The organism is Ruminiclostridium josui JCM 17888, assembly GCF_000526495.1.
In the GTDB taxonomy this organism is placed as follows: domain Bacteria; phylum Bacillota; class Clostridia; order Acetivibrionales; family DSM-1351; genus Ruminiclostridium; species Ruminiclostridium josui.
In genome coordinates this window covers 1,779,982-1,794,402 of sequence record NZ_JAGE01000001.1, presented here as the reverse complement: position 1 = coordinate 1,794,402, position 14,421 = coordinate 1,779,982, and the positions used below count along the sequence as shown (strand labels likewise).

General features: G+C 39.8%; 8 protein-coding genes and 3 rRNA genes. 10 read left to right on the top strand and 1 reads right to left on the bottom strand.

Features of this window, described 5'->3' with window-relative positions; genetic code table 11:
• From noc to rrf, 5 genes are all read left to right on the top strand, one after another.
• On the top strand, positions 1 to 846 hold the full coding sequence (noc, locus tag K412_RS0108395; RefSeq protein WP_024832687.1) for a nucleoid occlusion protein: 846 nt from the start codon (positions 1 to 3) through the stop codon (positions 844 to 846).
• Positions 847 to 1,100: 254 nt separating this feature from the next.
• Positions 1,101 to 3,596: a DNA gyrase subunit A gene (gene gyrA / locus K412_RS0108390; protein WP_024832686.1), complete on the top strand. Its 2,496-nt coding sequence runs from the start codon at positions 1,101 to 1,103 to the stop codon at positions 3,594 to 3,596.
• 540 nt (positions 3,597 to 4,136) lie between these two features.
• Positions 4,137 to 5,781 (top strand): 16S ribosomal RNA (locus K412_RS0108385).
• Between the two features lie 594 nt (positions 5,782 to 6,375).
• Positions 6,376 to 9,430, top strand: a 23S ribosomal RNA gene (locus K412_RS0108380).
• Between the two features lie 116 nt (positions 9,431 to 9,546).
• Positions 9,547 to 9,663, top strand: a 5S ribosomal RNA gene (gene rrf / locus K412_RS0108375).
• The 16S, 23S and 5S rRNA genes sit together here, the layout of an rRNA operon.
• Positions 9,664 to 9,797: 134 nt before the next feature.
• On the opposite strand, the gene K412_RS0108370 is transcribed toward rrf, so the two are convergent.
• Positions 9,798 to 10,166, bottom strand: coding sequence for a metal-dependent transcriptional regulator (locus K412_RS0108370; protein ID WP_024832685.1), 369 nt, complete (start codon positions 10,164 to 10,166; stop codon positions 9,798 to 9,800).
• A gap of 236 nt (positions 10,167 to 10,402) precedes the next feature.
• Here K412_RS0108370 and K412_RS0108365 point away from each other — a divergent pair, with 236 nt between their 5' ends.
• From K412_RS0108365 to nadA, 5 genes are all read left to right on the top strand, one after another.
• Positions 10,403 to 10,612: a FeoA family protein gene (locus tag K412_RS0108365; protein WP_020814171.1), complete on the top strand. Its 210-nt coding sequence runs from the start codon at positions 10,403 to 10,405 to the stop codon at positions 10,610 to 10,612.
• Positions 10,613 to 10,637: 25 nt separating this feature from the next.
• A complete protein-coding gene (locus tag K412_RS0108360) occupies positions 10,638 to 10,859 on the top strand; it encodes a FeoA family protein (protein ID WP_024832684.1) in 222 nt (73 codons plus the stop codon).
• A 77-nt stretch (positions 10,860 to 10,936) separates the two neighbouring features.
• Positions 10,937 to 13,072: a ferrous iron transport protein B gene (gene feoB / locus K412_RS0108355; RefSeq protein ID WP_024832683.1), complete on the top strand. Its 2,136-nt coding sequence runs from the start codon at positions 10,937 to 10,939 to the stop codon at positions 13,070 to 13,072.
• A 23-nt stretch (positions 13,073 to 13,095) separates the two neighbouring features.
• Positions 13,096 to 13,263, top strand: coding sequence for a FeoB-associated Cys-rich membrane protein (locus tag K412_RS21780; RefSeq protein ID WP_081741748.1), 168 nt, complete (start codon positions 13,096 to 13,098; stop codon positions 13,261 to 13,263).
• A 188-nt stretch (positions 13,264 to 13,451) separates the two neighbouring features.
• Positions 13,452 to 14,375 (top strand): quinolinate synthase NadA, encoded by a 924-nt coding sequence (nadA, locus tag K412_RS0108345; RefSeq protein WP_081741747.1) that lies wholly within the window; start codon positions 13,452 to 13,454, stop codon positions 14,373 to 14,375.
• Positions 14,376 to 14,421: the final 46 nt, after the last annotated feature.

Sequence of the window (14,421 nt, the reverse complement as noted above, 5' to 3'; positions counted from 1 at the left end):
ATGTTGGAAAGTAAAATTCAGTTTACAAAGCATGAAAAGAAAGAAGACCAGAAAAATATTACTTATGTTGGTATAGACCACATTAGACCAAATCCATACCAACCAAGAAAACAATTTAATAAAATGGCTCTTGAAGAACTGTGTGACTCAATTAAACAATATGGTGTATTGCAACCAATAAACGTGAGAAGACTTTCCCATGGCACATATGAGCTCGTAGCAGGTGAAAGGCGACTTCGGGCTGCTACTATGGCGGGATTAAAGGAGATTCCAGCAATAATTATAAATGTTGATGATAATGATTCTGCTGTAATGGCTCTTATAGAAAATCTGCAAAGGGAAGATCTTAGCTACATGGAAGAGGCTGAGGGCTATAGTAATCTTATTAATGAACATGGTTTTACACAAGAAGAACTTGCCCAGAAGATTGGAAAAAGTCAATCAACAATAGCAAATAAAATAAGATTATTAAAACTATCTCCATTGATAAAAAAAATACTTTCTGATAATAATCTGACTGAAAGACATGCAAGGGCGTTGCTGAAGCTTCACGATGAACAACTGCAATTAAAAGTTTTGAAACTTGTATGTGAAAGAGGCCTTAATGTAAAGAAAACCGAAGAGCTTGTAGAGAGGGCTATAGACAAATATTCTAAAAATCTAAAACAAAGAACGATGGAGAAGAAAACTACAAAAGCAATAAAGGATGTAAGAATATTTGTCAATACTATAAAACAGGCAATAGATATAATGAGACAATCGGGTGTAAAAGCAAAGGCGGCTCAGATTGACAGAGGGGAATACATAGAATTTGTGGTTCGAGTTCCTAAGAACAATATGGCTTGATATACATAAAAAAAGAGTTATATAAATTATAATTTAGGAAACTGGACTGGGGTGTCCAGTTTTTTATGTATAAAAACAAGCTTTCCATAAGTTTTCTTTGAATTAAACAGATTCTATATGTAATAAAATGGCAATACTAAATATAGTATTTGAAAATGACAGGTATACAAAAAAGTGGACAGTAAGTTAAAAGTTTATTACAATATATAATGGATAAGATTGTTTTTATAAAAGGAAAAGAGGTTAAAAGTTAGATGGCAGATGAAATAAGGGAGCAAAAAATTATTCCCATAGACATTGAATCTGAAATGAAAAAATCGTTTATAGATTATGCTATGAGTGTAATAATAGACAGAGCACTGCCTGATGTTCGAGATGGATTGAAACCGGTACACAGGCGTATACTTTACACCATGTTTACTTCAGGTTTTACTCCGGACAAGCCATACAGAAAATCTGTTGCAACCGTAGGTGAAGCCTTAAAGAGTTTTCATCCTCATGGTGATGCCGCTGTTTACGATAGTCTTGTACGTATGGCACAGGATTTTTCATTGAGACATCCATTAGTGGATGGACATGGAAACTTTGGTTCCAGAGATGGTGACGCAGCAGCTGCAATGAGGTACACGGAGGCAAAGCTGGCCAAGATATCAATGGAAATGCTTGCTGATATTAACAAAGATACAGTTGATTTTAAGCCAAACTTCGATGAACATGAAGTTGAACCGGTTGTTTTACCGGCTAGGTTTCCAAATCTATTGGTTAATGGTTCATCAGGTATTGCTGTTGGTATGGCTACCAATATACCACCACACAATTTGGGTGAGACAATAGATGGTATATGTGCAGTTATAGATAATCCAGAGATAACTATTGATGAATTAATGAAATATATCAAAGGACCGGATTTTCCAACTGCCGCTAAGATAATAGGTAAAAAAGGAATAAGAGATGCATACAAAACCGGTAGAGGAAAGCTTATTGTAAGATCTGAAGCTACCATAGAGGAAATTCACGGAAACAGGCATAGGATTGTTGTTACCGAAATTCCGTATATGGTAAACAAGGCAAGGCTTGTAGAAAAGATTGCGGATCTTGTTAAGGATAAGAAAATAGATGGAATTTCATTTATTCAAGATGAATCTGGCAGAGAAGAGCCTGTAAGAATAGTTATTGATTTAAAACGTGATGCTAATCCAAATGTAGTACTAAATCAACTATATAAAAATACACAGCTTCAAGAAAGCTTCAGTGTAAATATGGTTGCAATAGTACCAACAGAAGACAAATTGTATGAGCCCAGGACTTTGAATTTAAGACAGGTAATTGATTATTACATAGCTCATCAGGAGGATGTAATCAGGAGAAGAACAAAGTTCGAGCTGGATAAAGCTGAAGCTAGGGCACACATATTAGAAGGCTTAAAAATAGCATTGGATAATCTGGATGAAGTTATAAAAATTATACGTAACTCAAAAACAGAATCCCTTGCAAAAGAAAAACTGTCAGAGAGATTTGGTTTTAGCGACAAACAATCCCAAGCAATTGTAGATATGAGATTGGGACGTTTGACTGGTTTGGAAAGAGAGAAGTTGGAAAATGAATATAACGAACTTCTTGAAAAGATAAAATATTATAAGGATGTACTTGCAAATGAAAGCCTTGTTCATCAAATAATAAAGGATGAACTTTCAGTTATAAAAAACAAATATGCTGATGAGAGAAGAACAAAGATTGAGATAGACGAAGATGAGATAGACATTGAAGACCTTATCCAAGAGCAGGAAAGTGTTATTACAATGACTCATTTTGGGTATATAAAGAGATTGCCTGCCGACACATATAAAAGCCAAAGACGCGGCGGTAAGGGAATAATAGGTCTAAGTACAAGAGAAGAAGATTTTGTCAAAAATCTATTTGTAACTTCTACACATCATTTTATTATGTTCTTTACTAATAAGGGAAGAGTGTATAGGTTAAAGGCATACGAAATACCTGAGTCTGGGCGACAAGCAAAGGGGACTGCAATAGTAAACCTGCTGCAGCTAGATGGAGATGAAAAGGTTACCACTGTAATTCCTATACAGGAATACAAGGAAGGATTATACCTTGTAATGGCAACCAAAAACGGCTTAGTAAAGAAAACAGATCTGATGGAATATGATAATATCAGAAAAGGCGGGCTTGCAGCTGTTAGTTTAAGGGAAAATGATGAACTTATAGATGTTAAACTTACAGATGGTAATCAGGATATAATACTTTCAACAGTGAATGGAATGGCAATTAGGTTTAAAGAAACCGATGCAAGACCTATAGGCAGAGTTTCGCAAGGTGCTAAAGGTATAGAACTTGATAAAGGAGACTTTGTAATTGGTATGGAAGTTTGCACTGATAACACAACGTTATTGGTTGTAACTGAAAACGGCTTTGGTAAGAGAACTGAACTTGATGAATACAAAGTCCAAACAAGAGGTGGAAAAGGAGTTCTAACTTACAGAATAACTGAAAAAACCGGTAAATCAGTAGGTATGTTATTAGTATCCGAAGAAGATGACATAATGTTAATAAGTTCAGACGGAAGTATAATTAGAATGAAGGTTAGTGAGATAAGTATTCTGGGTAGGGCAACACAAGGTGTTACACTTATGAGAACAAGCGAAGGAAATAATGTAGTAAGTGTAGCAAGAATGGTTAATGAGGATAGTGAAGAGAGCGAATCCTCAGAAGATGCTGAACTTACCGAAGAATAAAATTAATTAATGCATATAAAAAGGCTTGCTAAAGTATTTTAAAATACTGAGTAAGCCTTTTTAATATTTTATACAAGGAGGAATTCGGACTAATTAGCAAGATAAACTTAGTATGGGGAAGTATTATAAATTTAAATTAAAGTAATACTTGAATACTGGTTCAAAATGCTTTGTAAAAATAATGTACAGGTGTTACAATAAACAAGCTGTTTGAGCAGTCACACTGATTTTAGTAGCAATTAAAAAAATATTAAAAAAGTGTTGACAAATATATTTTATCTGTGATATTATATATAAGCTGTCTCGTGAGACGGCAACAGCAACTATATGGACTTTGAAAAGTAAACAGTGATGAACATGTAAAGGAACTCGAATAATTCCGAAATCGTTTTTATGATTTCAAAATTGAGTAACTTGCGAACTTTACAACCTGGTTTTTGGAAACAAAAACTAGAAAAAAGTCAGCAATTTTAAATGAGCTAACAAGCTTATCAAATGAGTTAATTGCGTAGCAGATTTATCTGCGAAACATATAAATTTTAATTTGAGAGTTTGATCCTGGCTCAGGACGAACGCTGGCGGCGTGCCTAACACATGCAAGTCGAGCGGAGTTACCTTTAGCACTGAGCACTCTTAATATATGATGCTGGCCGACAGCGTCATGCAAAAACAACCTTAATTATTAATTTAAGTTTTTGCATCACGCGTTTTATCAAAGTGTCAACACATGAAGAGCAGAATGTTCAGTGCTGAAGGTAACTTAGCGGCGGACGGGTGAGTAACGCGTGGGCAACCTGCCTGTTACAGGGGGATAACACAGGGAAACTTGTGCTAATACCGCATAATACAGCGAAGAAGCATTTCTTTGTTGTCAAAGGAGCAATCCGGTGACAGATGGGCCCGCGTCCAATTAGCTAGTTGGTGATGTAACGGACCACCAAGGCGACGATTGGTAGCCGAACTGAGAGGTTGATCGGCCACATTGGGACTGAGACACGGCCCAGACTCCTACGGGAGGCAGCAGTGGGGAATATTGCACAATGGGGGAAACCCTGATGCAGCAACGCCGCGTGAAGGATGAAGGTTTTCGGATTGTAAACTTCTTTAGTCAGGGACGAAAAAAATGACGGTACCTGAAGAATAAGCCACGGCTAACTACGTGCCAGCAGCCGCGGTAATACGTAGGTGGCAAGCGTTGTCCGGAATTACTGGGTGTAAAGGGCGTGTAGGCGGGAATGTAAGTCAGATGTGAAATCCCAGGGCTTAACCCTGGAGCTGCATCTGAAACTATGTTTCTTGAGTGCCGGAGAGGAAAGCGGAATTCCTAGTGTAGCGGTGAAATGCGTAGATATTAGGAGGAACACCAGTGGCGAAGGCGGCTTTCTGGACGGTAACTGACGCTGAGGCGCGAAAGCGTGGGGAGCAAACAGGATTAGATACCCTGGTAGTCCACGCTGTAAACGATGGATACTAGGTGTAGGAGGTATCGACCCCTTCTGTGCCGGAGTTAACACAATAAGTATCCCACCTGGGGAGTACGGCCGCAAGGTTGAAACTCAAAGGAATTGACGGGGGCCCGCACAAGCAGTGGAGTATGTGGTTTAATTCGAAGCAACGCGAAGAACCTTACCAAGGCTTGACATATAGCGGAATATGGCAGAGATGTCGTAGTCCTTCGGGACTGCTATACAGGTGGTGCATGGTTGTCGTCAGCTCGTGTCGTGAGATGTTGGGTTAAGTCCCGCAACGAGCGCAACCCCTGTTGTTAGTTGATAACATTAAGATGATCACTCTAGCGAGACTGCTGGTGATAAATCGGAGGAAGGTGGGGACGACGTCAAATCATCATGCCCCTTATGTCTTGGGCTACACACGTACTACAATGGCTATTACAGAGGGAAGCTAAGCTGTAAAGTGGAGCAAATCCCCAAAAATAGTCCCAGTTCAGATTGTGGGCTGCAACCCGCCCACATGAAGTCGGAATTGCTAGTAATGGCAGGTCAGCATACTGCCGTGAATACGTTCCCGGGCCTTGTACACACCGCCCGTCACACCATGAGAGTCTGCAACACCCGAAGTCGATAGTCTAACCGCAAGGAGGACGTCGCCGAAGGTGGGGCCGATGATTGGGGTGAAGTCGTAACAAGGTAGCCGTATCGGAAGGTGCGGCTGGATCACCTCCTTTCTAAGGAGACAAGGTTCATGCAACGGATGTTGAGATGAATCAAAATCTTTAGGTCGAAGATGATGGCAGGAAGGCTTGAGCAAAGCTCGCCTGAATGGTAAACATTATCTTAGAGTTTCTTTACAATCACTGTTTAGTTTTCAAAGCCCATGAAAATGGACTTGAAGAAGTTGTACCTTGAGAACTGAATAATGTTATTCAAAGAATGCGTTTCAAACGAAAGTTTGAAATACGTTTTAAGAAGATGAGAAGACATAGAAATATATATGAAAGTATGTATTTCCGTAAAAGTAATAAGGGTAACATGTGAGAAGGAGAAATCCTTTGAAACACGTAAAGCAGTTTACGTTGGAAACATGCAACTCTTAGGAAACTAACTCATTGATAGGTTAAGACAATCACTTTAAGAGAATCTGATGAAATCGAAGAAATTCGATAGAAACGGTAAATGCGTATAGTATCTAGCAAAATAAAAACGCTAGATGCGAGTAATACAAGGAAGATGAGTGCCGAGGAACAGAGCATACATAGGTATGTGAGTACCGCAGGACGCGAAATCTGACGAAGTAGGACGACGTATATAGCGTTTTTAGAGGTCAAGCTACTAAGAGCATAGGGTGAATGCCTTGGCACCAGAAGGCGAAGAAGGACGTGACAAGCTGCGAAAAGCTACGGAGAGGCGCAAATAGCCATTGACCCGTAGATATCCGAATGGGGAAACCCGGCCGAGTTAAGCACTCGGTCATCGTAACATGAATCCATAGTGTTACGAGGGCAGACGTTGGGAACTGAAACATCTAAGTACCAACAGGAAAAGAAATCAAAAGAGATTCCGTAAGTAGTGGCGAGCGAAAGCGGAAGAGCCCAAACCAAAAGATAGCAATATCTTTTGGGGTTGAGGACTAGCATAATGATCCTTGAGACATAGCAGAATGAGCAGCTGGAAAGCTGAGACCATAGAGGGTAAAAGTCCCGTAAGCGAAATGTTGAGAGGCAGGCTAGAATCCAGAGTACCACGAGGCACGTGAAACCTCGTGGGAAGCAGGGTGGACCACCATCCAAGGCTAAATACTAACTGGTGACCGATAGTGAAGCAGTACCGTGAGGGAAAGGTGAAAAGAACCCCGGGAGGGGAGTGAAAGAGAACCTGAAACCCTATGTTTACAAGCAGTTGAAGAGCGTTAAAGCTCGACAGCGTACTTTTTGTAGAACGGTCCGGCGAGTTATTGTATGCAGCAAGGTTAAGTACTAGAAGGTACGGAGCCGAAGGGAAACCGAGTGTTAAAAGCGCGAGAAGTTGCATGCTATAGACCCGAAACCGGGTGACCTACCCATGGACAGGTTGAAGCGGGAGTAAAATCTCGTGGAGGACCGAACCACATGACCGTTGAAAAGGTCTGGGATGAGCTGTGGGTGGCGGAGAAATTCCAATCGAACTCGGAGATAGCTGGTTCTCCCCGAAATAGCTTTAGGGCTAGCCTCAAGGGAAAATCAAACGGAGGTAGAGCACTGAATGGGCTAGGGGCCTTACCGGGTTACCGAACCCTATCAAACTCCGAATGCCGTAATGATGTTACTTGGGAGTCAGACTATGAGAGATAAGTCCCATGGTCAAAAGGGAAACAGCCCAGACCATCAGCTAAGGTCCCAAAATCACAGTTAAGTGGAAAAGGATGTGGGTTTGCTAAGACAACTAGGATGTTGGCTTAGAAGCAGCCACTCATTCAAAGAGTGCGTAATAGCTCACTAGTCGAGTGAGCCTGCGCCGAAAATTACCGGGGCTAAACTGTGTACCGAAGCTATGGATCAGCGTACATCCAATAGTATTGCTAAATGAAATAAGAAGCGAAGAGGTAATTTCACGAAATGTAACAAATGAAAAATAAATCAAAACATTTCGTCAAATTACATACAGCTAAACTTGTACCGTTAGCAGTAGTATTGGATGTACGAGGGTGGTAGGGGAGCTTACTGTAGTAGGTTGAAGCAAGATCGAAAGGACTTGTGGACGAGACAGTAGTGAGAATGCCGGAATAAGTAGCGAGAGTAAAGTGAGAATCTTTACCGTCGAAAGCCTAAGGTTTCCTGGGGAAGGTTCGTCCGCCCAGGGTAAGTCTGGACCTAAGCTGAGGCCGAAAGGCGTAGGTGATGGACAACAGGTTGAAATTCCTGTACTACCGTTAATCGTTATGAGAGAGGTGGTGACGCAGGAGGATAAGTCAAGCGATCAGCTGGAAAAGATCGTGCAAGCGGGGTAGATAGTCCGGTAGGCAAATCCGCCGGATGTTTCGAAGACGTGATGCGGAGGGAAAACAAGTACCGAAGTGACAGATTCCACACTGACGAGAAAAACCACTATCCAGATTAAAGGTACCAGTACCGCAAACCGACACAGGTAGGTGAGGAGAGAATCCTAAGACGAGCGGGAGAAGCGTTGTTAAGGAACTCGGCAAATTGACCCCGTAAGTTAGCGAAAAGGGGTGCCTCAAGAGATTGAGGCCGCAGAGAATAGGCCCAAGCAACTGTTTATCAAAAACACAGGTCTCTGCTAAATCGAAAGATGAAGTATAGGGGCTGACGCCTGCCCGGTGCTGGAAGGTTACGGGAATTGCTTAGGGGAAACCCGAAGGCATGAACTTAAGCCCCAGTAAACGGCGGCCGTAACTATAACGGTCCTAAGGTAGCGAAATTCCTTGTCAGGTAAGTTCTGACCCGCACGAATGGCGTAATGACTTGGGCACTGTCTCAACAACGTACCCGGCGAAATTGTAGTACTTGTGAAGATGCAAGTTACCCGCGACTAGACGGAAAGACCCCATGGAGCTTCACTGTAGCTTGATATTGGGTTTCGGTATTTTTTGTACAGGATAGGTGGGAGACTGAGAAGTGGTGGCGCCAGCCATCATGGAGTCGACGTTGGGATACCACTCTAAAAGTACTGGAACTCTAACCTGAGACCATAAGCTGGTCTAGGGACACTGTCAGGTGGGCAGTTTGACTGGGGCGGTCGCCTCCCAAAGAGTAACGGAGGCGTCCAAAGGTTACCTCAGTGCGGTTGGAAATCGCACAGCGAGTGCAAAGGCATAAGGTAGCCTGACTGCGAGAGAGACACCTCGAGCAGGTACGAAAGTAGGGCTTAGTGATCCGGTGGTATGAAAGTGGAATTGCCATCGCTCAACGGATAAAAGCTACCCTGGGGATAACAGGCTTATCTCCCCCAAGAGTCCACATCGACGGGGAGGTTTGGCACCTCGATGTCGGCTCATCGCATCCTGGAGCTGTAGCAGGTTCCAAGGGTTTGGCTGTTCGCCAATTAAAGCGGTACGCGAGCTGGGTTCAGAACGTCGTGAGACAGTTCGGTCCCTATCTGTCGCGGGCGCAGGATATTTGAGAGGATCTGTCCTTAGTACGAGAGGACCGGGATGGACGAACCTCTAGTGCACCAGTTGTCATACCAATGGCACAGCTGGGTAGCCAAGTTCGGCAGGGATAAACGCTGAAGGCATCTAAGCGTGAAACCCACCTCAAGATGAGATATCCCACTAGCAATAGGTAAGACCCCATGTAGACTACATGGTTGATAGGTCAGGAGTGTAAGCATAGTAATGTGTTAAGCTGACTGATACTAATAGGTCGAGGGTTTGACCCAAAAGAAACAGGTATCAAAAAAGTAGAAGGTCTTAAAACTAGAAATGAGAGAGCTTCACATCTTCTTAGAAGAATAACATTAGTCAGTTCTGAAGGTACAAAGTACCTAATAAATCTTCTGGTGGAAATGACGAGATGGTCACACCCGTTCCCATACCGAACACGGCAGTTAAGCATCTCAGTGCCGATAATACTTGGCTGGAGACGGCCCGGGAAAGTAGGTCTCTGCCAGATTTATATGAAAGCCTCAAGTTCATTGCTTGAGGCTTTGTTATATATATTAAAAAGTATATAAATTACTAAGTTTGGATTTAATAGCGGATATAGTAGATAAGAAAATTCTTTATTCAATTCAATTCAGATAAGGTTTACTTATTAGCATTTTCTTTTATTTTTTCAAAAGTTTCCTGACTTATTACGTGCTCTATCCTACAAGCATCTTGTGCTGCTGTTTCAGGGGAGACACCAAGAGAAATTAAATATCGTGACAATATCTCATGTCGTTCATACATTGCTTTAGCAATATTATAACCGCTATCCGTAAGAGATATATATCCGGAGTTTTCATCTATTGTAATGTATTTTGCATTCTTTAGAATAGCCATTGCTCTGCTTATACTGGGTTTTGTATACCCCAGTTCATTAGCAATATCAATTGAACGGACATTTCCATTTTTATTTTTAAGAATTAATATGGTTTCCAGATAGTTTTCACCTGATTCCTGTAACTTTACCATTTAGCAGCCTCCATATTCTTCGTATAAAATCTACTTATTCCTAATTCTATAATTATAGCATATGAATAACCTTTATCAAGGTAAGAGTAATGGCTGGATTTAGAAATTAAAGAATTTATAGTATAAATGTGTTGACAAATATAGTTAGCGGTGGTAAACTCAAATTGAAAGTTAGCGTCCGCTAACTATTTTATAAATTATAAGTTAGCTGAGGCTAACTATGGGGAGTGATTCATATGCCATTAACTATGGTTTCTTTAGGTGAAATGAATTCAATAAAAGCAATACGAGGAAAAGATGAAACAAAAAAATTTTTAGAAAGCTTAGGTTTTGTTGTAGGAGGGAATGTTACTGTTATTTCTGAAATCGGTGGCAATATGATAGTGAATGTAAAGGAAGCTCGGGTTGCAATTGATAAAGCAATGGCTAACAGAATTATTGTATAAATGTATAAAGAAATGAGGAAATTACATGAAAACGCTCAGAGAAGTGAAATGTGGCGACACCGTTACAGTTGTGAAGTTAAGCGGTGAAGGTGCAGTGAAAAGAAGAATAATGGATATGGGTATTACCAAGGGTACACTTGTATTTGTAAGAAAAGTTGCCCCACTGGGAGATCCAATTGAAGTAACTGTCAGAGGATACGAGTTATCACTAAGAAAAGCAGATGCTGAAATGGTTATAGTAGATTAATAGGGCAGGGGAAGAGCCCTGTATTTTTTAAACAACACAGTTAGCTTAGACTAACTAAAGTTTAGGGGGAAGAAAGAATGGCAATCAAAATAGCACTAGCAGGAAATCCAAACTGTGGGAAAACTACTATGTTTAATGAATTGACAGGTAGCTCACAGTATGTTGGAAACTGGCCAGGAGTTACAGTTGAAAAAAAAGAGGGAAAGCTTAAGGGTTACAAGGATATAACGATAATGGACTTACCCGGTATTTACTCTTTATCTCCTTATACTCTTGAGGAAGTTGTTACACGTAATTATCTGTTAAATGACAGACCTGACGTTATTATTAATCTTGTTGATGCATCGAATATTGAACGTAATCTTTATCTTACTACACAGTTGGTTGAATTGGGAATTCCAGTTGTTATTGCATTAAACATGATTGATATAGTCCGTAAAAACGGGGATAAAATTGATATTCAAAAGCTTAGTAGTGAATTGGGATGTGCTGTTATTGAAACATCTGCAGTTAAGGGTATTGGTTTAAAGGATGTTATTGAAAAAGCTGTTGATATTGCTAAACACAATAAAATAGCAATTCCTCAACATTCTTTTTCAAGTGACGTAGAGACAACTCTTAATAACATTGAAGAATTTGTGGCTGAGGTGGTAAGTGAACAGCATTCCAGATGGTACTCAATTAAGTTATTTGAACGTGATGAAAAGGTTTTAGAGCAGCTTTCACTTGAGGTACATACTTTATCAAAGATTGATGAATTAACTACAGCCTGTGAAAAAGTATTGGATGATGACAGTGAAAGTATTATTACTAATGAACGTTATTTTTATATAAGTAAAATAATTAATAAATGCTTACATAAAAAAAGAGTAGGTATGACCCCTTCGGATAAAATTGACCGTATAGTTACCAACAGATGGCTTGCTCTTCCTATTTTTGCAGTTATTATGTTTGTTGTATATTTTGTTTCTGTTTCATGGCTGGGTACAATTGTAACGGATTGGACAAATGACATATTTTTTGGAAGTTGGATACAGCCTGCTGTAGGTACCTTCCTTGCTAATATAGGCACAGCAGAGTGGCTTCAGGGATTGGTAGTTGACGGTATAATAGGAGGAGTTGGGGCAGTTCTTGGTTTTGTTCCACAGATGATGATTTTGTTTTTTTTCTTATCAATTCTAGAGGACTGCGGTTATATGGCCAGAGTAGCTTTTATAATGGACAGAATTTTCCGCAAATTTGGTCTTTCTGGAAAGTCATTTATTCCAATGCTTATTTCATCAGGGTGTGGTGTTCCGGGTATAATGGCGTCAAGAACTATTGAGCAGGACAAAGACCGGAAAATGACAATAATGACTACTACGTTTATACCTTGTAGCGCAAAGCTACCTATTATTGCTTTAATCGCAGGGGCAATGTTTTCTGATAAATCATGGTGGGTTGCTCCATCAACATATTTCTTAGGTATTTTGATGGTTATAGTATCAGGCGTTATTCTTAAGAAAACGAAGTTATTTTCAGGTGATCCTGCTCCATTTGTAATGGAACTTCCACAATATCATGTTCCCGGTGGTAAGGGTGTTCTAATTCACATGTGGGAACGCGGAAAAGCATTTATTGTTAAGGCTGGAACAGTTATATTTGTAGCATGCGGACTTATATGGTTTCTTTCTAACTTTAACTGGAGCTTAAAAATGGTTGAAGAGGGAAACAGTATTCTGGCATCCATAGGTAATGTTATTGCACCGATATTTAAGCCCTTAGGCTTTGGAACATGGCAGGCTTCGGTTGCTGCAGTAACCGGTCTTGCTGCAAAGGAAAACGTGGTAGGAACCTTTGGTGTTCTTTTTGGACTAGGTGAGGTTAGTGAGAATGATCCTGCATTGATTGCAAGCCTTTCAGGTATGTTTACTGCTGTTAGTGCATATGCTTTCATGGCTTTTAATCTCCTTTGTGCGCCGTGTTTTGCGGCTATAGGAGCTATTAAACGGGAAATGGGTGGTTGGAAGTGGACACTAATTGCCGTTGGCTATCAGACTATTTTAGCATATGCTGTCTCATTAATAATTTATCAAATAGGTAGTTTAATTACAGGGGCAGTTTCTTTCGGAATTGGTACCATAGCCGCTTTAATTGTTATTGCAGTCGGTTTGTGGCTTTTGTTTTCACCAAATAAAAAGGCTGTAATGAAAATTAATAGTGTAAACGCCTGATTAGAGATTGGAGAGGGTTTTATATGATTCAATATTTAAAAGATAATATTGCAACTATTTTAATATCTGTACTAATTTTCGGATTAATGGCCTGGGTTATAATTTATAAAATCCGACAGAGAAAAAATGGTGAATCAAGCTGTGGTTGTGGGTGTTCAGGCTGTCCTGAAACTAGCAGATGCCACAAGTAGTTTTACTTATTTCATGAATCATAAGTATTATTTGAAAAAAATCTTTTCATTATTATATGAAGGGATTTTTTCTTTTAGTATAAAAGCATTTACAAAGCAAATTATAAGTATTAAAATAAATGCAGTATTTTAAACTTTAGAGTATTCTAGTAAATTGCGGATTGTGTAATTTTAAACAGATAATGAGGATGAAAATAATGGATAAAAATTTGTTGATTAGTAATATTAACAAAATGAAGAAAGAGCAAAATGCAGTTATTGTTGCTCATAGTTATCAGGTTGATGAGGTACAGGAAATAGCTGATGTTACGGGTGATTCTTTTGCTCTAAGTCAGTATTGTGCCTCAAGTCAGGCGGATACTATAGTTTTCTGCGGAGTACATTTTATGGCGGAAAGTGCTAAAATCCTATCGCCTGAAAAAACGGTTCTATTGCCTGAAATAAATGCAGGCTGTCCAATGGCTGATATGGTTACGGCGGATGCTTTAAAAGAGGCGAAGAAAAAGCATCCTAATGCGGCCGTTGTATGTTATATAAATTCAAGTGCAGAGGTTAAGGCAGAATGTGATATTTGTTGTACTTCCTCTAATGCAGTGGATGTAATCAGGTCAATTGATAAAAAGGATATTATTTTTGCTCCTGACAAAAATCTTGGCAGTTATGTTGCTAAAAAGGTGCCTGAAAAGAATATTATTTTTTGGGAAGGCTACTGCATTACACACCATAAAATTAAGGCAGATGCAGTTATTGAGTCAAAGAAACTACATCCTGATGCTATTTTGCTGGTGCATCCTGAGTGTCAACCTGAGATACAAGAGCTTGCAGATTTTGTAGGAAGCACTAAGCAGATTATTGATTATGCAAGAAATTCTCAACATGATAAATTCATTATAGGTACAGAGATGGGTGTTCTTTATCAGTTAAAGAAGGAGAATCCTAATAAAACTTTCTATATGATGTCAACGGGGCTTATTTGTCCGAATATGAAAAAGACATCATTACAAAGTGTTCATGATGCTTTGGCAAAAAGGCAGTATGAGATAACACTTGATAAAGATATTATTGAGCGTGCATCCGGTAGTCTGAATAGAATGCTGGCTGTAGGGAAATAGATATTTGTAACAATTAAGTACTTTACCCCATAGCATGAAACAGAAC

What these genes read in the sequence shown, in the direction of transcription:
- noc (WP_024832687.1), top strand. Translation starts at nt 1, where the DNA reads ATGTTGGAAAGTAAAATTCAGTTTACAAAGCATGAAAAGAAAGAAGAC.
- gyrA (WP_024832686.1), top strand. Translation starts at nt 1,101, where the DNA reads ATGGCAGATGAAATAAGGGAGCAAAAAATTATTCCCATAGACATTGAA.
- K412_RS0108370 (WP_024832685.1), bottom strand. Translation starts at nt 10,166, where the DNA reads ATGGTAAAGTTACAGGAATCAGGTGAAAACTATCTGGAAACCATATTA.
- K412_RS0108365 (WP_020814171.1), top strand. Translation starts at nt 10,403, where the DNA reads ATGCCATTAACTATGGTTTCTTTAGGTGAAATGAATTCAATAAAAGCA.
- K412_RS0108360 (WP_024832684.1), top strand. Translation starts at nt 10,638, where the DNA reads ATGAAAACGCTCAGAGAAGTGAAATGTGGCGACACCGTTACAGTTGTG.
- feoB (WP_024832683.1), top strand. Translation starts at nt 10,937, where the DNA reads ATGGCAATCAAAATAGCACTAGCAGGAAATCCAAACTGTGGGAAAACT.
- K412_RS21780 (WP_081741748.1), top strand. Translation starts at nt 13,096, where the DNA reads ATGATTCAATATTTAAAAGATAATATTGCAACTATTTTAATATCTGTA.
- nadA (WP_081741747.1), top strand. Translation starts at nt 13,452, where the DNA reads ATGAAAATAATGGATAAAAATTTGTTGATTAGTAATATTAACAAAATG.